The sequence below is a fragment of the Streptomyces sp. WAC07094 genome (assembly GCF_036320405.1).
GTDB lineage: Bacteria > Actinomycetota > Actinomycetes > Streptomycetales > Streptomycetaceae > Streptomyces > Streptomyces lannensis.
Genome location: NZ_JAVMJZ010000001.1, coordinates 3,145,707 through 3,171,176, shown reverse-complemented (window position 1 = coordinate 3,171,176; position 25,470 = coordinate 3,145,707). Strand labels below are relative to the sequence as shown.

The window sequence follows — 25,470 nt, the reverse complement described above, 5'->3', positions numbered from 1 at the left end:
CCGCGCACCAGAGAGGCCGCGGAACATCCGCGGCGGCGGCCCGTGGACGCGGTCCTAGACGGAGAGCCCCGGCAGGGCCTGCTCCGCCCAGATGATCTTTCCGTCGGGGGTGTAGCGCGTGCCCCAGTGCTGGGTCATCTGGGCGATGATGAACAGGCCCCGGCCCCCTTCGTCGTCGCTCGCCGCGTGGCGCAGGTTGGGCGCCGTGTGCCCGGTGTCGGAGACCTCGCAGATCAGCGTCCGGTCGCGGATCAGACGTACCTGGATCGTGCCGCCGACATAGCGGATGGCGTTGGTGACCAGTTCGCTGACGATCAGTTCCGTCGTGAACACCAGCTCGTCCAGGTCCCAGTCGGCCAGTTGCTTGCTGATCGTGGTGCGGAGCGTGGACACCGTCGCGGGGTCCGCGGGCAGCTCCCACCGGGCGACCTGGTTGCGGTCGAGCAGACGGGTGCGGGCCAGGAGCAGCGTCGCGTCCTCGTCCACGGGACCGGGCAGCAGACCGGCCACGGCTCGGTCGCACAGCGTTTCCAGGGGCCGCCGGTGGTCGGCCAGGGCCCGGGCCAGTTGACGCAGCCCGGCGTCGTGGCTGTCGACGGCCTGAAGGAGGCCGAGCGTGAAGGCGGCGAGCAGGCTGCCGGGCCGTAGCTCGAGTTCGGTGCTCTCGTAGGGCGGACCGCCGACTCCCAGCGGCGGTCCGGGCGGCAGTTCCGGACAGTCGACGGCATCCGTGTCCGGGTCGACGACCACCAGCGGCGACTCCCCGGCCCGAGCGAGGCTGCACCGTCCGGAGACGGGATCGTAGACCGCGTACAGGCAGGTCACCCCCCTGGCCTCGTCACCGTGCGATCGCCCGGGGCCCGAGGGGTGGCCGGATCCGTTCTCGTGCACGGTCTGCTCGACGAGGTCGTCCAGGCGGGAGAGCACCTCGTCCGGGGCCAGGTCCAGCCGGGCCAGCACTCGCACGCCCGTGCGCAGGCGCCCCATGGTGGCGGCGGCGCGCAGGCCGTGGCCGAGCACGTCGCCGACGACCAGTCCGACCCGGGCGCCGGACAGAGGGATCACGTCGAACCAGTCGCCGCCCACACCGGTCCCGCTGTCGGCGGGCAGATAGCGGCTCGCCGTGTCGACGGCGGTGTGCGGCGGCAGGCTGTGCGGAAGCAGGCTCCGCTGGAGTTTGAGCGCGGCCGAGTGCCCTCGGGTGATCACCAGCATCAGGACGAAGCCGAGCAGCAGAGCGCCCAGGCCGATGACCGTGGCGCCGCCCGTCGGCCCGATCAGGGGCAGGTCGACGGTGGTCACGCCGTGCCGGGGGTTCGCGTAGACATCGAAGGCGGCGTAGAGGAACAGGGAGAGCATCGTCAGCCCGCCCAGCCCCGGCAGGATGCCCTTGAACACCATGTCCCCGGCGCTGCGGGTGAGCACCTTGCGGTGGTACCAGAGGCAGGCGAAGCCGGTCAGCCCGTAGTAGAACGTGATGGCGAGGCCGACCGAGTTGAGCGAGTCGGCCAGGATGTCCCGGCTGAACGAGGTCAGCAGGATCAGGACGCCGATCGAGACCGCCCCCATGCCGACGGTCGACCAGGTCGGGGTGAGGAACCTGCGGTGGACCCGGGCGAACCGGGCGGGCACGGCCTTGTGGACCGCCATGGAGAAGACGGTCCGGGCCAGCGGCAGGATGGTGGTCTGGGTGGAGGCCAACGCCGAGGTCAGCACCATCAGGATCAGCAGCCGGGACAGGAACACCCCGAGTCCGCTGCTCCCGAACACGGCGTTGCCCAGACCGGAGAGCACGTCGCCGGAGTGGCCGGCGTTGCCCAGCCCCGTGCCCGAGGTGCCGACGCCCGCGAACGACTGCGCCGAGGTGGAGACCAGCCCGTACGTGAAGAGCAGCAGCACGGTGGAGACGAGCGCGGCCCGCCCGGGGATGCGCCGGCTGTCGACGGTCTCCTCGTTGACCGTCACGGCGGTGTCCCAGCCCCAGTAGAGGAAGACCGCCGCGAGGACGCCCGAGGTCAGCGCCGTCGTCGAAGGCACCTCGAAGGGGTTGAACCAGGAGGCGGAGACATGCAGCGACTCCGCGGGGCCGGCCGTGTACACCCTGACCAGCGCGGTGACGGCGAAGAGGAGCAGCACTCCGACCTCCACGCACAGCAGGCAGCGCTGGACCGCGGCGGACAGCTCGATGCCGACATAGCAGACCGCGGTCATCACGGCGATCCACACGATGCCGGCCACGGTGGTCCACAGCCGGTCCGCCGCCAGTGCGTCGTAGCCCACCAGCCGGAAGCCGTAGATGCCGGCGATCTCGGCGAGGTTCGCCATCACGAGGATGTCGGCGACGATGATGCCCCAGCCGCCCATCCAGCCGGTGCGGGGGCCGAAGGCGCGGGTCGCCCAGGTGAAGGTCGTGCCGCAGTCGGCGTTGCTGGCGTTGAGCTCACGGTAGGCGTACGCGATCAGCAGCATCGGGATGAACGCCAGCATGGTGACGATCGGGGCCTGCAGTCCGACCGCCGTCACGACGATGCCCAGGGTGGCGGCGAGGCTGTAGGCGGGGGCGGTGGAGGCCAGCCCGATGACGACCGAGGAGAACATGCCGAGGGCGCCGTTCTTGAGCCCCTTCCGGCCGGCCCCCGATCCGGGAGCGGGGCGGCCGGCGGACACGGAGCCGCCGAAGAGCCTCACTCCTGATTTCAACTCGGGGCCTCGCCCGTCCGCGACGTCACGGGGCGGCCGGGGAGGCGGACGTCCCGTGCGGCGTCCGTCGCCGGCCTGTCGCCGCACGTGGCCGTGACGGCCCGGTCTCGGCGGGTCCGGTCACGCGTTCGTGCGTCGGGCATGATCCCTCCTGCGTGATCCGGAATACGGGACGAGTCGGGTGCGGGGCACTGCCACTACCCTGCCCCGTACATCCCGGATTAACAACAAGTGCACCTTTTGCGTGGTACTTCGGGTCGTCTTCCGTCGTGCGCCCGGTCCCCGCCCGGAGGGGCGGCGCCGCCCCCGTCGCGGTCCCCGCTGTCGTTCCGGGTGCGGCGGGCGGACCATACCGAGTAGCGGGTGCAGCAGCAGAAGCGTGCGCTCGCGGTCATGAGGAAGGGCTGATGGTCATGCTCTGGGCATCGTGGACGACGACGGGGGTGTTCGCAGGGCGCGGGGGCGCCCGAACCGACGAGGACGGGATCATGACCGGCGACCTGACCGTGCACACCACCTGGGACGGCAGGCAGGCCGATGTGGCGGTCCAGTACAGCGGCGGTTCGCAGTGGTTCACCCTCGCCGGGAGCCCGGTGCCCTGTCCCTCCGAGGAGGAGAGCCGGCACCTGCACCAGGAGGTGGTGGAAGCCGTGCGGGCCGGCGGCGGTGCCTGCGTCCCGCAGCACCAGGAGAAGGGTGGGCCGGTCTGAACGCCGTCGACGGCACCTTCGGGCCCGGTGGCGCAGGCCCGTGACGCGGCCCGGTGGGCACCGCGGCGTTCCGCACACCGCGGATCTGCGCATCGAGGCGTGGGGTCCGACCCGTGCGGAATGCCTGGCACAGGCCGTCCGGGGGGTGTGCGAGTCCTTCCTGGACCTCACGGGAGCGGTCGCCGGGCGCACACGCGAGGTGCTGCTGCGCGCCGACCGCGACGAGGACGTGCTCGTGGCCCTGCTGGAGGAGGTCGTCTACTGGCTCGACACCGAGGACGAGGTCCCGTTGGACGTGGAACTGGCCCCGGTCGCGGGAGGTCTGCGCGCCCGTCTGCGCATGGCCGACGCCGCCACGCTCCCGGTGACGGGCGCCGCCCCGAAGGCGGTCACCCTGCACGGTCTGGCCGTCTCCCGGGGGCCGCGGGGCTGGACCTGCTCGGTGACGATCGACGTGTGAGCGCCTGCGGCCTGCCGTCCTCCGGCGCGGCTGCCGACCGGATTGCGCCGCCCTACGATGGAGTGAGAGGACAGGGACGAAGAGAAGCAGCCGCGCCACCGCCCCCGGGGCATCGGTCACGGGCCGCCCCCGGCAGGTGCCGGCACACCTGTCGACTTCTCCATCACCTGGTCGTCGCGGTGCGGGACACCGCACCGCCCTGGCCACCGCGCCGGGTTCCTTTCCGGTGCGGAGACGCCGCCGACAGACCGGAAGGGAAGACTCATGTCCGTCACACACCCGCCCGACTTCGAGCGCACCATCCACACGGCGAACATCTGGCTGAAATCGGTGTGCGAGGGGCTGGGGACCGAGGACCGCCACCTCGCCCACCGGGTGCTGCGCACCTGGATGCACACGCTCCGGGACCGGCTCACCGTGGACGTGGCCGCGCACTTCGCCGCGCAACTCCCCGAGTTGCTGCGAGGTGCCTACTACGACGGCTGGGATCCCAGCATCGTGCCGATCAAGTACGACCGCGCGGGCTATCTGAACCGCTTCTCGCACGAGGCCAGGATCTCCACCGAGGAGGTTCCCCGCATCGCGGCCGCGGTCACCCTGGTGGTACGCGAGCACGTCTCGCCCGGGACGCTGGAGTCGGCGCTGGAACAGATCCCGCACGACATCCGCGACGTCCTCCTCCAGCCGGCCGCCTGACGGCCCGCTGACCGGACGGCGGCAGGCCGCCGCCCCGGCACCGGTACGGCGGCCGCCCGACGGACGGTGACGGCGATGGACATGTCGCTGGTGCCGGAGGGCCCGTACCGGTTCCGCATGGACCGGTACGGCCCCATGAGGGTGCCCGGAGTGGTCTTCGCGACGCCGGACCTGCTGCCCCGGTCGGCCGAGGACAGAACGCTGGAGCAGGTGGCGAACGTGGCGACGCTGCCCGGTGTGGTGCGCGCGTCGTTCGCCATGCCCGACATGCACTGGGGGTACGGCTTCCCGATCGGCGGCGTCGCGGCCACGGACGTCGACGCCGGGGGAGTGGTCTCGCCCGGCGGGGTGGGGTTCGACATCTCCTGCGGCGTCCGGCTGCTCGCCGCCGGCATCGACCGCGAAGCGCTGGCGCCGAGCATGCGCAGGCTGATGGACCTGCTCGGCGACACGGTCCCGCGCGGAGCGGGGCGCGGGGGGTTGTGGAAGCTGTCCGGCCGGGCGCAGATGGAGAAGCTGCTGGTGGCGGGAGCCGGGTACGCGGTCGAACAGGGGCACGGGGTCACGCGCGACCTGGAGCGGTGCGAGGACGGCGGAGCACTGGCGGACGCGGATCCATCGCAGGTCGGACAGCGGGCCGTGGACCGGGGGCTCCAGCAGGTGGGCAGCCTGGGCTCGGGCAACCACTTCCTGGAGGTTCAGGCGGTGGACCACGTCTACGACGCCGAGGCCGCGCGCGCCTTCGGCCTGCACACCGGCCAGGTCTGCGTCATGATCCACTGCGGCTCGCGCGGTCTGGGCCACCAGGTGTGCAGCGACCATGTCCGGGTCATGGACCAGTCCCTGCGCGCCTTCGGCATCCGTGTACCCGATCGGCAGTTGGCCTGTGCCCCCGCCGTCTCCACGCCGGGCCGCGCCTACCTCGGCGCGATGGCGGCCGCCGCCAACTACGGGCGGGCCAACCGGCAGTTGCTGACCGAGGCGGCGCGGCGCGCCTTCGCCACCGCCGCGCAGACCGGGCTCGATCTGGTCTACGACGTCTCCCACAACATCGCCAAGATCGAGACCCATGAGGTGGACGGGGTGGCGCGCCGGCTGTGCGTCCACCGCAAGGGCGCCACCCTGGCTCTCCCGCCCGGCCACCCGGACCTGCCCGCGGATCTCGCCGACTTCGGGCATCCCGTGCTGGTTCCCGGCACGATGGGAACGGCGTCGTACGTGATGGCCGGCGTCGCCGGAAACGACGCGTTCGCCTCCGCCGCCCATGGCGCGGGGCGCCTCTGGAGCCGCCACCAGGCACTGCACCGGGTCCGCGGCGAGCAACTGCGCGACGAACTGGCGTCCAGGGGAATCGCCGTCAGGCCGTCCTCCTGGCGCGGCCTGGCCGAAGAGGCCCCCGACGCCTATAAGGACGTCGACCTGGTCGTGCGCGCTGCCGAAGGCGCGGGGCTCGCCCGGCCGGTGGCCCGCCTGGTCCCGCTGGGCGTCGTCAAGGGCTAGCGCTGGCGCAGCGTTGCGCGCGGTGGACGGCTCATCGGTGCGGGTGCCGGCGTCCCGGCTCCGGGCAGCCACCGGGCTGTGCGCGGTGGGCCGGGGTCGCCAACCGGGTTCGCCGGGGCGCGTTTTACGCTACTGGGTGTTGGTCGACTCGGGGGGCCGAAGGGGACGGGGGGCCGATGAACAACGCGACCGAGGTGTTCTTGCCACTGCAGGCGGACGATCCGCCCATGGTGGCCGGTTACCGCCTCGCCGCCCGGCTGGGCGCGGGTGGAATGGGCCGGGTCTATCTGTCGCACACACCAGGCGGCCGACCGGTGGCCATCAAGGTGGTGCGGCCCGAACTGGCCGACGACCCGGACTTCCGGCGGCGGTTCCGCCGGGAGATCAAGGCGGCCCAGCGGGTCCGGGGCGCCTACACCGCCGAGTTGATCGACGCGGACGCGGACGGCGTACCGCCTTGGCTGGCCACGCTCTATGTGCCCGGGCCCTCGCTGGCGGAGGCCGTCGCCCGGCGCGGACCGCTGCCGGTGCCGGCGGTGCTGTGGCTGATGGCGGGGGTGGCCGAGGCGCTCCAGGCCATCCACGGAGCGGGAATCGTGCACCGGGACCTGAAGCCGTCGAACGTGCTGCTGGCCGCCGACGGCCCGCGTGTGATCGACTTCGGCATCTCGCAGACCTCCGACGTCACCTCCCACACGGCCTCGGGCTACGCCGTCGGCACCCCCCAGTTCATGGCCCCCGAGCAGGCGTCCGCGGGTGAGGTCACGGCGGCGTCCGACATCTTCGCGCTCGGCCAGACGGCGGCCTTCGCGGCGCTGGGCGAGCCCCTGTACGGGGACGGCCCCTCGGTCAGCGTGCTGTACCGGATCGTGCACTCGAAACCCGACCTGTCCCCTCTGCCCGCCGAGCTCCGTTCGCTGATCGCACGGTGCCTCGCCGCCGATCCGGCGGAGCGCGCCACCCCGGCGGAGGTGGTCGACCGATGCCGGCGGCAGTTGGGTCCGGACGCCGACGCGGGCGCGGGGCCCGCGGTCTGGCGGGAGGTCACGGGGCCGGAGGTGACGGTTCCGCCGCCCGTGCCCGTCCCCACCTCGTTCTACACGCCGCCGTTGCCCTCGCCGGGGCAGCAGACGGCGCGGGACGGGCAGCGGGTGCGCCCCCGACGCACCGCGGTGATCACGGGCGCCGTCATGACGGCGGCCGTGCTGCTGCTGACGGCCCTGGGCTGGGCGGTCATGGATGGGACGGCCGGGCTTCGCCACGGGAACGCCGCCAAGTCCTCGACGTCCGGTCCGACCACATCCGCGGGGTCGTCGGGATCCGCACGGTCCTCGGCGACCTCCCGGGGATCCCTGGCGGCCGCGGGGGCCGACGACCGGGAGGGGGCGGCCCCGGGTCCCTCGCCGAGCACGCGCGCCTCGCCGCTGCCCGATCCGTATCCGATCCAGTTTCTGGACGAGAAGAGCTCGCTGAGCCTGGGGGAGGACCCGATCAGCCGCAAGGACCGCAAGGGCGACCTCCGCTTGGCCTGCACCCGGATCGACTGCTCGCTGGAGAGCGACACCAGCAGGATGAACGTCCTGTACGGCAAGACGCCCGGTTCCCTCGACGAATGCCGCACCATGGTCAAGGGCATCAAACGGCACAGTCTCTCCATGTTCGCGGTGGCGGCCGGCAGCCAGATCTGCGTCGAGAACCGCTCGGGAGACGTGGCGCTGGTCGTGATCCAGCAGAAGTCGACCGCGATGCCGGACAGCGGGAGCAGTTTCGTGACCGCGGACGTGACGGTCTGGCGGGCGCCCTAGCGGCCGGCTCGCTTCGGGAGGCGGGCCGGGCCGCCTTCGGGGCCCGCCGCTGTCGGTAGCGCGTGGAAGGATGTGCGCACTCCGGGGCGGGACGCGTACGCGAGGGGGGACGGCGTGGGGACGGTGGGGAACGGGGCCGCGTCGACCGGGCGAAGGGCGCGGGCGCTGTGTGCCGACGGCGCGCGGCTGCACGAAGCCGCGCATGCCCTGATCGGCGATCACCGCCGAGCGCTGGACGCGGTGCGGGCGGCTCTCGCGCCGCTGCGGGCGGAACTCGTCGCCCGGGAACTGGCGGAGATCCCCGTCGGCCGGCTGAAGGACGTCACCGAGGGCCGGCTCAGGATCGCGGCGATCGAGGCGGCCGGGTTCACCTCCGTCGGGGACGTCCACCGGGCGAGTCGGTACGAGTTGCGGCAGCTGCCCGGGGTGGGCGAGCAGACCGCGGACCGGGCGCTCGCCGCCGCCCGGCAGATCGCGGCGGCCGTCGAGGAGACCGTCACCGTGCGCGTCGACGTCGATCGTCCCGACCCGCGCACCACAGCGCTGCTCGTCGCCCTGCACACCCTCGTCGAGGCGGGCCCCGAACTGCATCGCGCCCTGGACGCGGCCGCCCGGCTCGAGGAGCGACTCGCAGCGCTGCTGCCGACGGCCCGGCCCGCCGCGGGGCGGCTGCGGATGGCGCTCGCCGGGCGAGGCAAAAGGGAGGCCGCGCTCTCCGCGGTGGCCGAGATCGGCGACGTCGTCGCCGACGCCGTCGCCCGCGGCGTACCGCTGCTGCTCGCCCAGGCGTCCGCCGACCTGCTTCGCCATCCCGCCTCCGACATCGAGGCCCGGGTCGACTTCGAGCTGCGTTCGGCCGAGTACTACGGCCTGCTCGCCGAGGTCTCGGCGCACCGCCCCGACACCGCGGCCGGGGAGGGCTTCCTGCCCGCCGAGGTCGCCGAGCGGGTCCGCGCCCAGCCGCTGGACGACACCCACCGCCGGGTCTCGCTGCGCGGATACCAGTCCTTCGGCGCCCGTTTCGCGCTCGCCCAGCGCCGAGTCGTGCTCGGCGACGAGATGGGGCTCGGCAAGACCGTCCAGGCCATCGCGGCCCTCGCCCATCTCGCCGCCGAGGGACACAGCCACTTCCTGGTGGTCTGCCCGGCGAGCGTCCTGATCAACTGGACCCGGGAGATCGGTGTCCGCAGCGCCCTGCGCGCGCTTCCGGTGCACGGCCCCGACCGGCTGGACGCGTACGCGCAGTGGCACGAACGCGGAGGCGTCGCCGTGACCACGTTCGACACGCTGCGCACCCTGCCCGCTCCGGACGGTGCGCCGCCGGCCATGCTCGTCGTGGACGAGGCGCACTACGTGAAGAACCCCGGCACCCGCCGCGCCAAGGCCGCCACGGTGTGGACGCGGGCCTGCGAGCGTGTGCTGTTCCTCACCGGCACGCCGATGGAGAACCGCGTCGACGAGTTCCGCGCACTGGTCGGACACCTCCGCCCCGAACTGCTGCCGGAGATCGGCCAGGGCACGGGAGCCGCCGGACCGCAGGCGTTCCGTGCCGGTGTCGCTCCGGCCTATCTGCGCCGCAACCAGGAGGACGTCCTCACCGAACTGCCCGCGCTGATGCACACCGACGAGTGGGAGGAGCTGAGCGCCGCCGACCTGGACGCCTACCGCGGGGCGGTGGCCGAGGGGAACTTCATGGCGATGCGCCGGGCCGCGTACGCCGACCCCGAGCACTCCGCCAAACTGCACCGGCTGCGCGAACTGGTGGCGGAGGCCGCCGAGACCGGGCTGAAGGTGGTGGTGTTCTCGTACTTCCGTGAGGTGCTCTCCGCCGTGCGGGCCGCCCTCGGCGAGGAGGTGGTCGGGACTGTCTCCGGCGGTGTCCCCGCAGCCCGCAGGCAGCGTCTGGTCGACGAGTTCACGGCCGTCGAGGGACACGCGGTGCTGCTCGCCCAGATCGAGGCGGGCGGCACCGGGCTCAACCTTCAGTCTGCCTCCGTGGTCATTCTGTGCGAGCCGCAGGTCAAGCCGACGCTGGAGCACCAGGCCGTGGCCCGCGCGCATCGCATGGGGCAGGTACGCGCGGTCCAGGTGCACCGGCTGCTGGCGCAGGACAGCGTGGACGAACGGCTGCTGAGCATTCTGAAGAACAAGGACCGCCTGTTCGACGCCTACGCCCGGCGCAGCGATGTCGCGGAGGCCACCCCCGACGCGGTGGACGTCTCGGACGCGGCTCTGGCCCGCCGTATCGTCGAGGAGGAGCAGCGCAGGCTGGCGGGCGAGCCGGTGTGACCGCCGGGCGCGTCGCACCGCCGCTCGGCCGTGGCGCGGATGCCGGAGCGCGGGCCCGCAGTGCGCATCGGGCTCAGCCGCCGGACGGACCGGTGCCCGCCAATCCCGTCTTCAGACCCGCTCCGCACAGCGGGACCACCGCGCCGCGCGCCCCGAGTTCCTCCTCCCGCACCGCCGCCCAGGACACCACCCCGGTCGATTCGACGTAGAGCCCACGGGACGCCAGATCCCTTTGGGCCTCGCGGATCTGATGCTCCGTCACCGTGAGGAACCTGCCGCCCGAGTCGCGGACCGCGCGCAGGATCTGCCGGGCCCGGGGCGGCCGGGGGATCGCGATGCCCTCCGCGAACGTGGGGGCCGTGGCCGTGGCGTCCACCAGGTCGTCGGCGCCCTCCTGCCATGCGTGGGCCAGTGGGGCGACCGCCTCCGCCTGCACCGCGTACAGTGCGGGTCGCCGCTCGATCAGGCCGGACGTGTACAGCTCGGCGACGGCGAGGGCGGCGCCCAGCAGCAGCGTGCCGTTGCCGACGGGCAGCACGAGCACCTCGGGGAGCCGCCCGCCCAGGTCCTCCCACAGTTCATGGACATACGTCTTCGTGCCGTGTAGGAAGAACGGGTTGAAGACGTGCGAGGCGTAGAACACCTCCGGCTCGTCGGCCCGTTCGCGTGCCGCTTGCGCCGCCGCCTCGCGGTCGCCGTCCACCACGTGCACCCGTGCCCCGTGCGCCCCGATCTGCTCCAGCTTCTTGGCGGACGTGCCCGCGGGGACGTACACCGTGCAGGGCAGTCCGGCCCGGGCGCAGTACGCGGCGATCGCCGTGCCTGCGTTTCCACTGCTGTCGGCGACCACCTCCCGCGGCCCCAGCCGCAGGGACAGCTCGGCCAGCAGCACAGCGCCCCGGTCCTTGAAGGACAGCGTCGGCATCAGGTAGTCGAGCTTGGCCGAGACGCCGTCCTCCAGTTCCACGAGCGGCGTACGGCCCTCGCCGAGACTGATCGACGGTGCGGGCAGCGGCAGCACCTCCGCGTACCGCCACAGCGAGTTCACCCGCCCGCCGAGGGACTTGAGCGGGGCGGGGGTCGGCGCGAAGTCCAGGTCCAGCGGGCCCCGGCAGACGGGGCAGCACCAGGCCAGGGATTCGGCGGCGACGCGTGTTCCGTCCACCGGGCAGTAACAGTCCGGCAAGGGTGTCATATGAGCAGCGTAGATGCCCCTGACCAGGACATCGCGCTATGTGTGCGTGGCGTCCCCGATGTGCGCGTACTACTCCTCGTCCTCGTACCCGGGGTGGGGCACGGGTTCGGTGACCCAGCCCGCCGCCAGGACGAGGCGGGAGGTGCGGTGCACGGCGAGGAAGCCGAAGGGGCGGTCGAAGTCCGCCTCGACGGTGGTCGTCACATACCGGCGCTCCGGTATCCCCCCGGGCATGGCGGCGAACGCGGTGACCGCGGCGGCGCGGAAGCCCAGCGCGCCGAACCGCGCCGTCGCCGACTGCCGGGCGGAACCGATCGCCAGGGGGGAGCCGCTGATGCCGGGGAAGTGCCCGCGGGTGGAGTCCCGCGCCGCGGTCAGGCCGAACAGCCGGTGCCGGGCGAGCAGATCGTGATGTGCGGTCATGTCGTAGGCCACGGTGGTCACTTCGAGCGTCGGCGGTTGTGGTGTCACACGGCGCACCCGCCGTACGCGCAGACCCGGCCCCACGTCCCCGAACGGCATCCGGGTGCCGTTCACGGACGGGTGCCGTCCGAGGAGGACGTCCACTCCGGTCCTCAGCACCGCGGCGGGCGTCATCCGCTCCTCGCCGAGCAGGAGACGGACGTCGATGCCGTTGGTGCCCAGTACCCTCAGCTCGGTGACGGACCCCTCGGGCGTGTCCGCCACGGCGACCCGGTCCAGCAGGGAGCTCTCGCGTCTCAGTCCCAGCAGCGTCCGGTCCCGCCACGGCCCCTGCTCCGGCGTGACGGGCCACTCCTCGAAGGGGCGCAACCACTCGGTCCGCAGGGCGAGCGCGCTCGCCAGGACGAGTTCGGTGTCCTCCGTCAACGCGATCGGCATACGGTCGAGCAGGCCTCCGGTCCGCTTCTGCGCCCAGGCGTCCAGCGCACCCCGGTCGGTGCTCTCGTCGCCCGTGAGCACCCCGTGCGTGTCCGCGGGCAGTCCCGACTCCCACTCGGCGCGCAGTTCCAGGGTGCGGTCGGTCCACAGCCCGAGTGCCGCGTCGAACCCTCGCAGGGCGCGCAGGGCTTCGAGCAGCTCCCGGGCCGCGGGCGCCGCCCGGTCCGCGGGGAGCCCGACCGCCTCGGCCAGTTCGGCCCGGGCCGCGCCATCGGCGCCGTCCGCCAGGAAGGCGAGCAGGGGCCAGACACCGACGGCCGACAGGACGGTGCCGTCCTCGACCGCCCCGAACCACCGGGTGGTCAGCCCGGCGACCGCCTCGACCGTCGCCCTGGTGACCCGCATGCCGCCCCCAGCCCCACCGCACTCAGCACGCGCCCGTACATCTGTTCTGCGCGCTCCGTCGAGGAGCACGGTACCTCTGTCCGTACCTCCGCCGCCCGGGTCACCGCAGCGCCGAACGGCTCGCTCGACACTGGCACCCACGACTGGGGCAGGGTGCCCTGCGACGGGGGGCACCAGGCCGGGATCCTCGCGAACTTCCGGCCGCCGGAGGGCTATTCCCCGGACGACGCCGGGGTCGACGAGACGGCCGGCGACAGATGCCGTGCGCTGGAGGGCTCGTACGCGATGGACACCGTTGCCGTACCGGCCGACTTCGACGTCTACCACGTCACGCCCGGCCGCGACATCCGAGCCTCCGGCGACCGATTCCGACACGTTCTTCGTCCATTACGACCGGGGACAGCGCACTTCTGGAAGACAGCGCGGCAGTCACCGCCCGCAAGGCTCTGGGCCTTGCCGCGACTACGCCGTTGCGCCCCGACGACGGCGCCGAGGGCGGTGACGCCGGTTCGGACGGTGGAAAGAAGGTGTGACGACGGTGAAAGAGGGGAGAAAGTGCCTGCGTAGGGCGTCGGCGCGCCCAAGTAATCACATCGAGTGATTCTTTGGCCTGTGCTTGCACAGCACAACCCACGGTTGCCACGCTGTTGCTGTCTGTACAAACTGATGGGAGCGGCCAGTGACTTTCGGTGAGCAGCCGGCGTATCTGCGTGTCGCGGGTGATCTCCGTCAGAAGATCGTCGACGGTCTGCTGCCACCGCACACCCGTCTTCCCTCCCAGGCCCGTATCCGCGAGGAGTACGGCGTCTCGGACACGGTCGCCCTGGAGGCGCGCAAGGTGCTGATGGCCGAGGGGCTGGTCGAGGGCCGCTCCGGGTCGGGCACCTATGTGCGGGAGCGGCCGGTGCCCCGCCGGGTGGCCCGTTCCGGGTTCCGGCCGGAGAGCGGTGCCACACCGTTCCGTCAGGAGCAGGCGGAGCTCTCCGCGCGCGGCACCTGGGAGTCCCGCAGTGAACGGACGGAGGCGAGCGGCGCCATCGCCGAGCGGCTGGCCGTCCAGCCGGGCGACAGCGTGATGTGCACGAAGTACGTGTACCGGGACGCGGGTGAGGTGATGATGCTCTCCACGTCGTGGGAGCCCCTCGCCGTCACCGGCCGCACCCCCGTGATGCTCCCCGAGGAGGGGCCGCTCGGCGGTATGGGGGTCGTCGAGCGCATGGCGGCCATCGACGTGATCGTGGACAACGTCACCGAGGAGGTCGGCGCCCGCCCCGGGCTCGCCGAGGAGCTGCTGGCGCTCGGCGGAGTCCCCGGTCATGTGGTGCTCGTCGTCCAGCGGACGTACTACGCCTCGGGCCGACCGGTGGAGACGGCGGACGTGGTCGTGCCGGCGGACCGCTACCGGGTGGCCTACCACCTGCCCGTGAAGTAAGGGCCGGCTCACCGGGCCCCGCCCGGCGGCATCCGATCGGCTCGCCTCTCCCCTCCAACACGCCCGGCCTTCGCGGCGGTTGTTATCCGGCCGTTCTCCGGGCAGCGACCGGGACCCGTCATGCGCGCACCGAGGGCGTATTGGGCGGCGCATTCGACGGCGCACGCCCCCTTGGGTGTGGCCGGTTGCGTACCTCTTTGTGAAAAGGCGTATTCGCTGAGTAAAGGTTAGGCGTAGGCTCGGGCATATGCGCAGTGCGGTTTCCTTGGTGGTCGGGGCCCGGCGAGAGCCGAGAACGGGAAGTGGAGGGGCGGCATGAACGACAGCACGGTCGCTCTTCCCTGGCTCGTCATACGGCAGGACGACAACGGCAACCGCTACCGCGTGGGCAGGTACGCGACCCGTGCCGAAGCCCAGAAGATCGTGGACGGCTTCGAGGACCGCGGTCACAAACAGCTCTACTGGGTCGAGCGCGTCGGGCCTAACGCGGCCAAGTGAGAGGGGTCCGTCCCGAGCGCCCGGTGCGCCGTCCGCTCCCGTAGGCTCCGGCGCATGACGCAACCGATCGTGGTGGTCGGAGCCGCCCTGGTGGACGGCGGCCGCCTCCTGGCCGCCCGCCGCAGCGCTCCGGTGGAGCTCGCCGGACGCTGGGAACTCCCCGGCGGCAAGGTCGAACCCGGCGAGAGCCCCGAGCAGGCCCTGGTGCGTGAGCTGCGCGAGGAACTGGGTGTGACGGCCGAGCCGGTCGAGCGGGTGCGGGGGGAGTGGCCGCTGAAGCCGGGACATGTGCTGCGGATCTGGGTCGCACGGCTCCTCGACGGTGCCCCCGAGCCGCTCGAGGACCACGACGAACTGCGCTGGCTGACCCCCGAAGAGGTCTGGGACGTGGACTGGCTCGATCAGGACGTGGCGGCCGTCGACGCCGTGCTCGCCGTCTGGAAGCGCCGCTGACCCCGTCCGGGTTTCCGAGCCCCGTGCGGGTGCCCGATTCCTGGTGCGGTGGTCCGCGCGCCTGTATGGAATCCGTAAAGCCCGTGCCGTTGTTGTGCACGGGCCCGGACGGTGTGCAGGCCCGATCTCATGCGTCCGACGTGCGGGAAAGCCGCGACCGGGATCCCGGTACGCCCGCCGGTCGTCCCGGTGGGGCCCGGTGCGGCTGAGACGTGTGGTGCTCCGGGGGCCGGCGCCCCATACGCCGTTCGTGCCACCGTGCGCCCTGGTGGGCGGTAAGGCGCCAGTGATATCGGGTATGTGCCCATTAACCCCACGAAACCGGACATGGGTGGGCTTTTGGGCCTGGGAAGTGATCGGCGTGCTCGACACTCAAGGCGACAGCGCCGAGTGGACGTTCCCCGCTGACCCCGGTGCGGTACGGACCGCCCGCGCCGTAGTCCGGGGCCAGCTGCGCACGTGGGGGCTCGACGAGCTCGGGGACGTCGCCGCGCTGCTGGTCAGCGAGCTGGTGACCAACTCCCTGCGGCATGCCGCGGGTCCCATCGGTGTGCGCATGGTCCGCAGCGACGGTTCGGCCCCCGGTCTGCTCGTCGAGGTCTCCGACCCGCTCCCCGATCCGCCCCGGCAGCGTGACGCCGCCCACGACGACGAGGACGGCCGCGGGCTGCAGTTGGTCGCGCACTCCTCGCGTCGCTGGGGCACCCGGCCGGCGAATTCCGGCAAGACGGTCTGGTTCGAGCTCGCCGTTCCCGGTTGACCGCGGCTCCTTCCGGCGGTGCCCCGGTGCGGGCGCGATGGCCCGGTGTGCGGACGGACCGACAGGATCGCGCCACCGACGGTGAGGGATCTCTGTGGTTCGAGGGGGCGTCACCTGGTTAGAAGACTGGGAGTATGACCCGGCCGGTCCAAAAAGCATCGGGACCGGCCTGTGATCGTGAACACCGTGTTGTGCGGCACCGTAGTGCTGGATACTGCGGGCAGCCGCCCCCGGTGACCGGTGCCGGACGCGGTGAGCTGGAGGGGACGGTTCGCGTGAGCGAGATACCAGCGAAGGCCACGGAGTCCGAGGACCCGTCGGGCGGCGCGACGGACGGGGCCGCGGTCGATGCAGCCGCGGCCGCCGAGGCGCGTGACGCCGCGGGCGGTGCGATGTGGCAGAGCAGCCCGCCCGGCTCCATCTACGACTACATCAAGGTCGCCTCGTTCTCCATCGGCCCCGACGGGCATGTGGAGCAGTGGAGCCTGCGGGCGGAGAACATCTTCGGCATCCCTGCCGAGCGGGCCGTCGGCCTGGACCCCATCGAGGCGTTCATCACGCCTCAGCTGCGCGAGCGCGGGCAGCGCAAGATGGCCGAGATCCTCGACGGCCGCGAGTGGACCGGTGTCATCCCGTTCCGCACGCCCGGCGGGCGAGGGACCGAGGGCCTGGCCGAGGTCTATGTGATGCCCACCACAACGGAGCACGGCGAACGAGCCGCCGTGTGCATCATCGTCGACGTCCGCACGCTGCGCAGCATCGAGACCGACCTTGCCGCCTCGCAGTCGATTTTCGGTCAATCTCCTTTCGGATTCCTGCTGATCGACCCCGACCTGCGGGTACGGCGAGCCAACCAGCGGTTCGCGTCCACCTTCGGCGGCACTCCTGACGACCACCGTGGCCGTTCCGTCCACGACTATCTGCAGTCCCCCGAGGCCGAGCGCGTCGCCGCGACCCTGCGAAGGGTCCTGGAGACCGGCGACTCGATCACGGACATGCACGTCACCGGCTTCGTCCCGGGCTCCGAGGAGCGCAAGCACTGGTCCGTCAACCTCTACCGCGTGCACAGCGGCAGCGGCCGCCCCATCGGTGTGGCCTGGCTCGGGACCGACATCACCGCCCGCCGTGCCGCCGCGCGTGAGGCCGCGGCCGCCCGCCGCAACCTCGCCCTGCTGAACGAGGCCGGCGCGCGCATAGGGAACTCCCTCGACCTGGAGACCACCGCGCGGGAACTCCTCGACGTGGTCGTCCCCGGCTTCTGCGACCTCGCCACCGTCGACCTGTACCAGGGCCTCCTGGTCGGCGACGAGACCCCCGCCGGACTGGCCGACGGCAGCGCCGAGTTGCGGCGCGTGGCGTTCGCCAGCGCGGTCTCGGACGCCCCCTTCGGCGGCGGGACCGCGCCCGTGTCCGTCGGGGCCGTGTTCCACTACGCCTTCAACTCGCCGTGCGCGGACGCCCTGCGCACGGCGCGCCCCCGGCACGTGCCCGCCGAGGACGGCGGTCTGATCCAGTCCACGCTCGCGGTCCCGATGGTCGCGCACGACACGGTGGTGGGCCTCGCCCAGTTCTCCCGCACGAAGGGGAGCGAGCCGTTCGGGGAACGCGACCGGGCGCTCGCGGTGGAACTTGCGGCGCGCGCGGCCGTCTGCATCGACAACGCCCGGCTCTACCGGCGCGAGCACGAAAGGGCGTTGATACTCCAGCGGTCCCTGCTGCCGCCGGGCGACCCGGAGGCCTCCGGCCTCGACATCGCCTGCCGCTATCTGCCGGGCAACGCGGCGACCGGGCGCCCCAGCGAGGTGGGCGGCGACTGGTTCGACGTCATCGAACTGCCCGGCCACCGCACGGCGCTGGTCGTGGGCGACGTCATGGGCCGGGGGCTGCGCGCCGCCGTCGCCATGGGCGAACTCCGCACGGCCGTAAGGACCTTGGCGCAGCTCGACCTCGAACCCGCGGAGGTCCTCGCCCAGCTGGACGAGATCGCACGCGGCCTCGGCGCACCCGGCGGTGTCCAGCAGGCCACCCGCGCCGCCCGCCGGCCCCGCGAGGCGGACCTTTCCGAGGTGTACCTGGCGACCTGCGTCTACGCGGTCTACGACTCCGTCACCCGCCGCTGCACCTTCGCCAACGCGGGTCACCTGCCTCCGGTGCTCGTCGAACCCGGCGAGGCGGCGCTGATGCTGGACGTGCCGCCCGGCATGCCGCTGGGTGTGGGAGGCGAGCCGTTCGAGGAGGTGGAGGTCGAACTGCCGGAGGGGGCCCTGCTCGCGCTCTACACGGACGGCCTGGTCGAATCCCGCGACCATCCGCTGGACGAGGGCCTGCGGGCGTTCGTGGGAGCACTCACCGACCCCTCGCAGCCGCTCGAGGACGTCTGCGACCACGTCCTGAACACCCTCGACACCCACCACGGCGAGGACGACATCGCGTTGCTGATGGCCCGTGTCCAGGGGCTGTCGGCCGAGTCGGTCGGCGACTGGACGCTGCCGCGTGAGCCGCGCAGTGTGGGGCGGGCCCGCGAGTACGCGCGCGGCCAGCTGCTCGCCTGGGACATGGAGCCGCTGGTGGACACGACGGAGCTGCTCGTCAGCGAGCTGGTCACCAATGCGCTGCGGTACGGCGAGGGGGAGATCAGGCTGCGGTTGCTGCTCGACCGGACGCTGGTGTGCGAGGTGTGGGACTCGGGACTGGTCCAGCCGCGCCGTCGCCGCGCCCGGGACACGGACGAGGGCGGCCGGGGACTCCAGCTGGTCGGGCTGCTCTCCGCGGCCTGGGGATCCCGCCGCACGCCGCGCGGGAAGACCGTGTGGTTCGAACTCCCGCTGCCTGACGGCGAGAACGGACTCACGGACCCCGCGGAGGCGTTGCTGAGCCTGTTCTGAGCGGGTCCGTCGCGGCGCGCGGTACCGGTCCGGTTGTGGGAGGGCTCGTCACCTCGCACCATCCTTGCGGTACGGGGCACCGGCACCCGCCGAGTTCGGCCGCGGCGTCCGCCGAACGCATGGCGGCACCGCAACCTCTGCAGCGAGGTGTCGCTCGTCCGGGTGGACGGTCAACTCCACCAGATCGGCCTCGTGATGCTCCCTGCCCTCGGCATCGAGCCACGTGCCCATGCTTGGGGCCGTCGAGCCCGTTCAAGATTCCCCAGCCGAGACCTGCCTCTCCCGTCCACAACCTCCTTGGACAGAACAGCTAGGGCGCTCTCGTCTCGTCCGGGAGCGGGCTCTGCGGTGGTGCCGGCCGGAACAGTTCACCCCCGTCGCGCCGGCCCCGTGTGCCCGGTCCGCCGTAGCTCGCGGGACCGCCGTCGCCCGGGTGGCCCGGTCGCCCGGCGGTCCGGTGGGGAGCGTCGAGCAGGATGCCGCCGAGCACGGCGCCGCCCGTCCACAGGCCCTCTCCGTACGGAGTCCCGTACGCCCGCACGTCGCGCTCCGCGAGCTGCCGGGCCCGCCGGGCGAGCGCATCGGCCTCGCGGGCGTCGGCGAGGGCGTCGGCGGGCGCGGGGACGGGGGGCGTTTCGGTGCTCTCGGCCGCGTGCAGCCGCCGCTCCGCCTCGGCGAGCCGTGTCCGCGCCTCGCAGTGGACGGCACCGCGATGGGTCGTCACATGGTCCGACGCGGCACGGACGGCGACGCGGGCGACGAGCAGGGCCCGCTGGAGCCGCGCAAGCGCGCGCGACCCGTCCGGCACCCGGTGCAGTGCCCGGTCCAGCCCGGTCGCCACCTGCTCGATCCGGCGCAGGGCGTCGAGCGGGTCATTCTGCTCACGGGCGTCCCGCTCGCCCTTCGGGCCGGATCCCCCGCCGTCCGCCTCCTCCCGCACCGCCGCCACCACCGACTCCCCGTGCGAGATCCGGCCGTGCAGATCGGCTCGGGCCGTCCCGGTGTCCGGTTCTGCGCGGGCCTCCGCCAGATCGGCCTCCGCGGCGGTCACAGCGGCGGGCAGCTCTCGCGCGGCGGCGCTCAGGTCCGCGGCGTGCCGGGTGACACCGTCGAGGAGCAGCACCGCCTGGTCGACGGCAGCCTCGGCCGCGCGCAGGGCGGCCACCGCGTCCTCCGTCCCGCCCCCGTCCAGGGCCTGGCGGGTCCGGTTGAGGCAGGCCGTGGCGAGGACGAGCCGGTCCTTCGCCTCCTCGTCGTGGCCCGCGACCGGGAGATACGCGGTGAGCGCATATCCCTCGCGCAGCCCGGCGAGCGTGCCGTCCGCCTCCGCGACCCGTGCCGTCAGCTCCCGGAAGCGTGTCTCGGTGTGCTCCAGCGCCTGGGGCGCGGTGCGTTCCAGCGCGCGTATCTGGTCGAATCCGGCGGCCGCCGCGTCCAGCCTCAGCCCGGCCGCCTCGCACCGCGCGAGGATCTCCTCCAGCAGCACCCGCCTGCGGCCCTCCCCGTCGTCGAGCCGCTGCCGCACCAGGAAGGCCCGGGCCAGTTCCGCCGCGGCGAACTCCAGCGCCTCGGCGGACAGACGCACCGCCTCGCTCCCCGACAGGGCCTCGGCCGCCCCGAGTTCCTCCCGGCTGGTGCGTACGCAGTCGTCGGTCAGGACCAGCAACCGCTGTGCCCGGCGGTCGAGTTCGTCCAGCGGCACGACGGCGGCCGCACCCGTGCCCGGTGTCGTGCGGGTCGCCGTACGGCGTATGCGCCGTATCGACGCGTACGCCGCCACGGCGACGGCGGCGACCACGGCGACCAGCGGGAGCACCAGGTCGGCGTCCGAGGTGGGGTTCCGCACGATCCCGGTCACCGCGACCACGACCACCGGCACCAGCACCGTCGCGCACACGACCGGCACCCTCCGCACGGCGCGGTACGCGGCGGCCCTGCACGGCCGGCGTCGACGGTGGGTCGGCGTCACAGTTCGGAGCGTATGGCCGATGGCGCGGCACCGCGAGCGGGATGCGCCCGATGTGGCAGACACGAACCCCCGGAAAGCATGTGGCCCTCCGTGACGGGTCGGTGCCATGATCCGGAGAAAACCTCACGGGGGGCCTGATGCCGCACGTCATGCCGCCGGGCGCCGTCCCGGTGGTCCTGGTCCACCCCGGCGTCGTCGGCACGTCCGCATGACGGCCGCCCGGACCGCCCTCACCCGCGACGACCTGGCCCCCCTCGCCCGTGCGGCGCTCGGCCGCACCCGTGTCCTCACCGGGGTGCGCCGGCTGCGCGGCGGAAGCAAGAAGGGCGTCTACCGTCTCGCCCTCGACGACGGCTCCACCGCGGTCGCCTACGTCTGGTCACCGGACGAGGACTACTGGGACGAGCAGCCCGCCGACCCCCACGACCCCTTTTCGCACGCCTCGGGCCTCGACCTGTTCACCGCGTCGTACGAGCGACTGACGGCCGTGGGCGTCCGCACGCCCCGCCTGCTGCTCGCCGACCCCACCCGTACGCACCTCCCGGCCGACGCGGCGGTCGTCGAGGACGTGCCCGGCGGCAGCCTGGAGGAACTGCTGGAGCACGACCCGTATGCGGCGGCGGCCACGCTGGCGGGGCTCGCCCGGGCGCTGGACGCGATGCGCGGTCACACCGCTCCAGCCTTCGGCAAGGTCGCCGTCGTCGACCGCGGCGGCAGCGCGCACGGCGGTTCGTGCGAGGCGGTCGTACGGGACCGCGCGCTGCGGCACATCGACGAGACCGCGGACCGTGAGCCCCGTGTCGCGGCGGTACGGGAACGGCTCAGGGACCGGGTGCACGCGCTCGCCGCGGCCGTCCGCCCGCGCGCCCGCCACTGCCTCGTCCACGGCGAACTCGGCCCGGACCACGTCCTGGTGGACGGGGAAGGCCGGCCGGTGCTGATCGACATCGAAGGCCTCATGTACTTCGACGTCGAGTGGGAGCATGTGTTCCTGGAGCTTCGCCTCGGCCCGCGCCACGCCCGTCTGAAGCCCCGTGACCTGGACGAGGACCGGCTGCGGCTGTACCGGTCGGCCATGCACCTTTCGCTCGTGGCGGGCCCGCTGCGCCTCCTGGAGGGTGACTTCGAGGACCGGGAGCCGATGCGGGCGATCGCCGAGTACAACCTCCGGCGGGTGCTGGAGAGCCTGGAGGACCGACCGCCGGGCATCGGCGTCCGCCGACCGCGGCCCTCGGATCCGTGACGGCCCGCGCGGTCGTCGAGGTCACGGACCCGCACCCCCGACGACCGTTACGAGGACCGCCTCCTGATCTTCGACCCCAGCCAGACCAGCGGGTCGTACTTGCGGTCCACCGCGCGTTCCTTCAGCGGGATCAGGGCGTTGTCCGTGATGTGGATGCCCTCGGGGCACACCTCCGTGCAGCACTTGGTGATGTTGCAGTAGCCGAGGCCATGAGCGTCCTGGGCGGCGCGTTTGCGGTCCAGGCCCGTGTCGTCGGCCGCGTCGAGCGGGTGCATGTCCAGTTCGGCCATCCGCATCAGGAACCGCGGGCCCGCGAAGACCTGCTTGTTCTCCTCGTGGTCGCGCACCACGTGGCAGGTGTCCTGGCACAGGAAGCACTCGATGCACTTGCGGAACTCCTGGGAGCGTTCCACGTCCTCCTGCATCATGCGGTACTCGCCGGGACCGAGGTCGGCGGGCGGCACGAAGGACGGGATCTCGCGCGCCTTGCGGTAGTTGAATCCCACGTCCGTCACCAGGTCGCGGATCACCGGGAAGGCCCGCAGCGGCGTCACCGTGATCGTCTCGTCCCGGTCGAACACCGACATCCGCGTCATGCACATCAGCCGCGGCCGTCCGTTGATCTCCGCCGAACACGAACCGCACTTGCCGGCCTTGCAGTTCCAGCGCACGGCGAGGTCCGGCGCCTGGGTGGCCTGCAGGCGGTGGATGATGTCCAGCACCACCTCGCCGTCGTTGACCTCGACCTTGAAGTCCTCCAGGTCCCCGCCCTGCACATCGCCGCGCCACACCTTGAAACGGGCCTTGTAGCTGCTCACTCGTACAGCTCCTCTTCGGCGAGGTACTTGACCAGCTCCTCCTTCTCGAAAAGGGCGAGCAGATCGGGGCGGATGGGTTCGGTGGTCTCCGAGGTGAGGGTGATCTGGCCGCGGACCGGGTCGGTCGCCGCCAGCCCGCCGGTGGGATCGGTGAGCGCGCACAGCAGATTGACGCGGCGCCAGGCGCGTTCCATCGCGGGGTAGTCCTCACGCGTGTGGCCGCCGCGCGACTCCGTGCGCTCCAGAGCGGCCCGCGCCACGCACTCGCTGACCAGCAGCATGTTCCGCAGGTCCAGGGCGAGGTGCCAGCCCGGATTGAACTGCCGGTGCCCCTCGACGCCCGCCCTGCGCGCCCGCACTCGCAGCTCCGCCAGCTTCTTCAACGCCTGCTGCATCTCCGACTCGCGGCGGATGATGCCCACCAGGTCGTTCATGGTCTGCTGGAGTTCCTGGTGGAGGGTGTAGGGGTTCTCCGCCGGGCGGCCCCGCTCCTCGACGTCCTCGCCGGGCACCGGTCCCTCGGCCGAGAACGGGCGCAGGGCCTCCGCCGCCGCCGTGTCCACCTGGGCGTCGTCCACCGTGGGGCGCGCCGCCGGCCCTGTCGCGTACTGGGCCGCGTGCAGGCCGGCGCGCCGCCCGAACACCAGGAGGTCGGAGAGCGAGTTGCCGCCCAGCCGGTTGGAGCCGTGCATACCGCCCGCCACCTCTCCGGCGGCGTACAGGCCCGGGACCCCGCGGGCCGCGGCCGTGTCCGAGTCGACGGCGACACCGCCCATCACGTAGTGGCAGGTCGGGCCGACCTCCATCGCCTCGGCGGTGATGTCGACGTCGGCCAGCTCCTTGAACTGGTGGTACATGGACGGCAGCCGGCGCCGGATGACCTCGGCGGGCATGCGGGTCGAGACGTCGAGGAAGACTCCGCCGTGCGGGGAGCCGCGGCCCGCCTTCACCTCGGCGTTGATGGCGCGCGCGACCTCGTCACGGGGGAGCAGCTCGGGTGGGCGCCGGTTGTTGTCCGGGTCCTCGTACCAGCGGTCGCCCTCCTCCTCCGTCTCCGCGTACTTCTCCTTGAAGACGTCGGGGATGTAGTCGAACATGAACCGCTTGCCCTCGGAGTTCCTCAGGACTCCGCCGTCGCCGCGCACCGACTCGGTGACGAGGATCCCCTTCACCGAGGGCGGCCAGACCATGCCCGTGGGATGGAACTGCACGAACTCCATGTTCAGCAGCGGGGCCCCGGCGAGCAGCGCCAGCGCGTGCCCGTCCCCGGTGTACTCCCACGAGTTCGACGTCACCTTGAAGGACTTGCCGATGCCGCCCGTCGCGATGACGACGGCGGGCGCCTCCAGGACGAAGAAGCGGCCCGACTCGCGCTCGTACGCGAAGACGCCCGACACCCGGTCCCCGTCCTTGAGGATCCTGGTGACCGTGCACTCCTGGAAGACCTTCAGCCGGGACTCGTAGTCCCCGGTCTCCTTCTCGTCCTCCTGCTGGAGCGCCACGATCTTCTGCTGGAGTGTGCGGATCAGCTCCAGGCCCGTACGGTCGCCGACGTGCGCGAGACGCGGGTACTCGTGCCCGCCGAAGTTGCGCTGCGAGATGCGCCCGTCCTTCGTGCGGTCGAAGAGGGCGCCCCAGGTCTCCAGCTCCCAGACCCGGTCGGGTGCCTCCCGCGCGTGCAGTTCGGCCATCCGCCACTGGTTGAGGAACTTCCCGCCGCGCATGGTGTCGCGGAAGTGCACCTGCCAGTTGTCGTGCGGGTTGGCGTTGCCCATGGACGCCGCGATGCCGCCCTCCGCCATCACCGTGTGCGCCTTGCCGAACAGCGACTTGCAGATCACGGCGGTACGGGCGCCCCGCTCACGGGCCTCGATGGCGGCCCTGAGGCCGGCGCCGCCCGCGCCGACCACGATCACGTCCCACTCCTGCCGGTCGACCACGGACATCAGAAGAACCTCGGATCGTCGAAGGCGCCGGACGCCACCAGGTACACGTAGAAGTCGGCGAGTGCCACGCTGACCAGGGACGCCCATGCGAGGAGCATGTGCCGGGCGTTCAGCCGGCTGACGAACTGCCAGGCCCCGTAGCGCACCGGATGCTTGGAGAAGTGCTTGAGCTTGCCACCGACGATGTGCCGGCAGGAGTGGCAGGAGAGGGTGTAGGCCCAGATCAGCACGATGTTCACCAGGAAGACCAGGGTGCCGAGCCCCATGTGGCCCCAGCGGTAGTGCTCGTCGCGGAAGGCGAGCACGGTGTCGTACGTGAGCACACCCGCCACGAGGAGTGCCGCGTAGAAGAAGTACCGGTGGATGTTCTGCAGGACGAGCGGGAAGCGGGTCTCACCGCTGTACGTGCGATGCGGTTCCGCCACCGCGCAGGCCGGGGGCGACAGCCAGAAGCCGCGGTAGTAGGCCTTGCGGTAGTAGTAGCAGGTCAGCCGGAAGCCGAGCGGGAAGATCAGGATGATGATCGCCGGCGAGATGCCCCACCAGCTGCCGAAGAGATCGGCGTTCGGGCCCGCGTGCATGGTCCGGCACCGCTCCGCCAGACACGGGGAGTAGAACGGCGAGACGTACGGCGCCGCGTAGTAGTCCGCATCGGCGAAGGCGCGCCAGGTCGAGTACACGATGAAGGCCAGCAGCCCGGCCGCGGTGGCGGCCGGTGCCAGCCACCAGCGGTCGGTGCGCAGATGCGGGGCGGTGATCGCGGCGCGCGTCCCGGTCCGCACGCCGCCGAGTGGATGGTCTTCCGTGCCGGGGGGTTCCGTGTCAGTGGCCAACGCACCTTCTCC

General features: G+C 72.4%; 19 protein-coding genes. 12 read left to right on the top strand and 7 right to left on the bottom strand.

The features are described from left to right. Window positions 1–54: 54 nt before the first annotated feature. A complete protein-coding gene (locus RCR19_RS13850; protein WP_331269430.1) occupies window positions 55–2,598 on the bottom strand; it encodes an amino acid permease in 2,544 nt (847 codons plus the stop codon). Window positions 2,599–3,113: 515 nt separating this feature from the next. On the opposite strand from RCR19_RS13850, the gene RCR19_RS13845 reads away from it, so the two are divergent. The 6 genes from RCR19_RS13845 (at window position 3,114) to RCR19_RS13820 (ending at window position 10,160) form a co-directional block, all read left to right on the top strand. Then, window positions 3,114–3,410: a hypothetical protein gene (locus tag RCR19_RS13845; RefSeq protein ID WP_331265430.1), complete on the top strand. Its 297-nt coding sequence runs from the start codon at window positions 3,114–3,116 to the stop codon at window positions 3,408–3,410. Between the two features lie 40 nt (window positions 3,411–3,450). After that, entirely contained in the window at window positions 3,451–3,870 is a 420-nt protein-coding gene (locus RCR19_RS13840) for an archease (RefSeq protein WP_331265429.1), read from the top strand. Between the two features lie 264 nt (window positions 3,871–4,134). Next, the gene (locus RCR19_RS13835; RefSeq protein ID WP_059128413.1) at window positions 4,135–4,566 is read left to right on the top strand and encodes a DUF2267 domain-containing protein; all 432 of its coding nucleotides are present in this window, start codon (window positions 4,135–4,137) and stop codon (window positions 4,564–4,566) included. A 75-nt stretch (window positions 4,567–4,641) separates the two neighbouring features. After that, window positions 4,642–6,066, top strand: a complete 1,425-nt coding sequence (locus tag RCR19_RS13830) for an RtcB family protein (RefSeq protein ID WP_331265428.1) — start codon at window positions 4,642–4,644, stop codon at window positions 6,064–6,066. A gap of 176 nt (window positions 6,067–6,242) precedes the next feature. Further along, a complete protein-coding gene (locus tag RCR19_RS13825; RefSeq protein ID WP_331265427.1) occupies window positions 6,243–7,871 on the top strand; it encodes a serine/threonine-protein kinase in 1,629 nt (542 codons plus the stop codon). Between the two features lie 165 nt (window positions 7,872–8,036). Continuing rightward, window positions 8,037–10,160, top strand: a complete 2,124-nt coding sequence (locus RCR19_RS13820; RefSeq protein ID WP_331269429.1) for a DEAD/DEAH box helicase — start codon at window positions 8,037–8,039, stop codon at window positions 10,158–10,160. A gap of 73 nt (window positions 10,161–10,233) precedes the next feature. On the opposite strand, the gene RCR19_RS13815 is transcribed toward RCR19_RS13820, so the two are convergent. Both RCR19_RS13815 and RCR19_RS13810 read right to left on the bottom strand, forming a co-directional pair. Next, on the bottom strand, window positions 10,234–11,355 hold the full coding sequence (locus tag RCR19_RS13815) for a threonine synthase (protein ID WP_331265426.1): 1,122 nt from the start codon (window positions 11,353–11,355) through the stop codon (window positions 10,234–10,236). 69 nt (window positions 11,356–11,424) lie between these two features. Next, a complete protein-coding gene (locus RCR19_RS13810) occupies window positions 11,425–12,621 on the bottom strand; it encodes a serpin family protein (protein WP_331265425.1) in 1,197 nt (398 codons plus the stop codon). Between the two features lie 679 nt (window positions 12,622–13,300). On the opposite strand from RCR19_RS13810, the gene RCR19_RS13805 reads away from it, so the two are divergent. The 5 genes from RCR19_RS13805 (at window position 13,301) to RCR19_RS13785 (ending at window position 18,649) form a co-directional block, all read left to right on the top strand. Continuing rightward, the gene (locus RCR19_RS13805) at window positions 13,301–14,053 is read left to right on the top strand and encodes a GntR family transcriptional regulator (RefSeq protein WP_331265424.1); all 753 of its coding nucleotides are present in this window, start codon (window positions 13,301–13,303) and stop codon (window positions 14,051–14,053) included. Between the two features lie 315 nt (window positions 14,054–14,368). After that, window positions 14,369–14,551 carry an SPOR domain-containing protein gene (locus RCR19_RS13800; RefSeq protein ID WP_331265423.1) on the top strand — a complete coding sequence of 61 codons (183 nt, stop codon included), beginning with the start codon at window positions 14,369–14,371 and terminating at the stop codon, window positions 14,549–14,551. Between the two features lie 54 nt (window positions 14,552–14,605). Next, complete coding sequence (locus tag RCR19_RS13795; RefSeq protein WP_331265422.1) at window positions 14,606–15,004, top strand: (deoxy)nucleoside triphosphate pyrophosphohydrolase; 399 nt, start codon at window positions 14,606–14,608, stop codon at window positions 15,002–15,004. A gap of 352 nt (window positions 15,005–15,356) precedes the next feature. Next, on the top strand, window positions 15,357–15,764 hold the full coding sequence (locus tag RCR19_RS13790) for an ATP-binding protein (protein WP_331269428.1): 408 nt from the start codon (window positions 15,357–15,359) through the stop codon (window positions 15,762–15,764). A gap of 275 nt (window positions 15,765–16,039) precedes the next feature. Further along, window positions 16,040–18,649, top strand: coding sequence for a SpoIIE family protein phosphatase (locus tag RCR19_RS13785; protein WP_331265421.1), 2,610 nt, complete (start codon window positions 16,040–16,042; stop codon window positions 18,647–18,649). 310 nt (window positions 18,650–18,959) lie between these two features. Here the strand turns inward: RCR19_RS13785 and RCR19_RS13780 are convergent, their stop codons facing one another. Further along, window positions 18,960–20,546 (bottom strand): TPM domain-containing protein, encoded by a 1,587-nt coding sequence (locus RCR19_RS13780; protein ID WP_331265420.1) that lies wholly within the window; start codon window positions 20,544–20,546, stop codon window positions 18,960–18,962. 280 nt (window positions 20,547–20,826) lie between these two features. Between RCR19_RS13780 and RCR19_RS13775 the strand changes: the two genes are divergently transcribed. Beyond that, window positions 20,827–21,861, top strand: coding sequence for a phosphotransferase (locus RCR19_RS13775; protein WP_331265419.1), 1,035 nt, complete (start codon window positions 20,827–20,829; stop codon window positions 21,859–21,861). Window positions 21,862–21,908: 47 nt separating this feature from the next. Here the strand turns inward: RCR19_RS13775 and RCR19_RS13770 are convergent, their stop codons facing one another. The 3 genes from RCR19_RS13770 to RCR19_RS13760 are packed head-to-tail and all read right to left on the bottom strand — an operon-like array spanning window position 21,909 to window position 25,458. Continuing rightward, window positions 21,909–22,679 carry a succinate dehydrogenase/fumarate reductase iron-sulfur subunit gene (locus RCR19_RS13770; RefSeq protein ID WP_331265418.1) on the bottom strand — a complete coding sequence of 257 codons (771 nt, stop codon included), beginning with the start codon at window positions 22,677–22,679 and terminating at the stop codon, window positions 21,909–21,911. After that, a complete protein-coding gene (locus tag RCR19_RS13765) occupies window positions 22,676–24,625 on the bottom strand; it encodes a fumarate reductase/succinate dehydrogenase flavoprotein subunit (RefSeq protein ID WP_331265417.1) in 1,950 nt (649 codons plus the stop codon). Before RCR19_RS13765 ends, RCR19_RS13770 begins: the two co-directional genes overlap by 4 nt. Then, on the bottom strand, window positions 24,625–25,458 hold the full coding sequence (locus RCR19_RS13760; protein WP_331265416.1) for a hypothetical protein: 834 nt from the start codon (window positions 25,456–25,458) through the stop codon (window positions 24,625–24,627). Before RCR19_RS13760 ends, RCR19_RS13765 begins: the two co-directional genes overlap by 1 nt. Window positions 25,459–25,470: the final 12 nt, after the last annotated feature.

What these genes read in the sequence shown, in the direction of transcription:
- RCR19_RS13850 (WP_331269430.1), bottom strand. Translation starts at nt 2,598, where the DNA reads ATGTTCTCCTCGGTCGTCATCGGGCTGGCCTCCACCGCCCCCGCCTAC.
- RCR19_RS13845 (WP_331265430.1), top strand. Translation starts at nt 3,114, where the DNA reads ATGCTCTGGGCATCGTGGACGACGACGGGGGTGTTCGCAGGGCGCGGG.
- RCR19_RS13835 (WP_059128413.1), top strand. Translation starts at nt 4,135, where the DNA reads ATGTCCGTCACACACCCGCCCGACTTCGAGCGCACCATCCACACGGCG.
- RCR19_RS13830 (WP_331265428.1), top strand. Translation starts at nt 4,642, where the DNA reads ATGGACATGTCGCTGGTGCCGGAGGGCCCGTACCGGTTCCGCATGGAC.
- RCR19_RS13825 (WP_331265427.1), top strand. Translation starts at nt 6,243, where the DNA reads ATGAACAACGCGACCGAGGTGTTCTTGCCACTGCAGGCGGACGATCCG.
- RCR19_RS13815 (WP_331265426.1), bottom strand. Translation starts at nt 11,355, where the DNA reads ATGACACCCTTGCCGGACTGTTACTGCCCGGTGGACGGAACACGCGTC.
- RCR19_RS13810 (WP_331265425.1), bottom strand. Translation starts at nt 12,621, where the DNA reads ATGCGGGTCACCAGGGCGACGGTCGAGGCGGTCGCCGGGCTGACCACC.
- RCR19_RS13800 (WP_331265423.1), top strand. Translation starts at nt 14,369, where the DNA reads ATGAACGACAGCACGGTCGCTCTTCCCTGGCTCGTCATACGGCAGGAC.
- RCR19_RS13795 (WP_331265422.1), top strand. Translation starts at nt 14,606, where the DNA reads ATGACGCAACCGATCGTGGTGGTCGGAGCCGCCCTGGTGGACGGCGGC.
- RCR19_RS13775 (WP_331265419.1), top strand. Translation starts at nt 20,827, where the DNA reads ATGACGGCCGCCCGGACCGCCCTCACCCGCGACGACCTGGCCCCCCTC.
- RCR19_RS13765 (WP_331265417.1), bottom strand. Translation starts at nt 24,625, where the DNA reads ATGTCCGTGGTCGACCGGCAGGAGTGGGACGTGATCGTGGTCGGCGCG.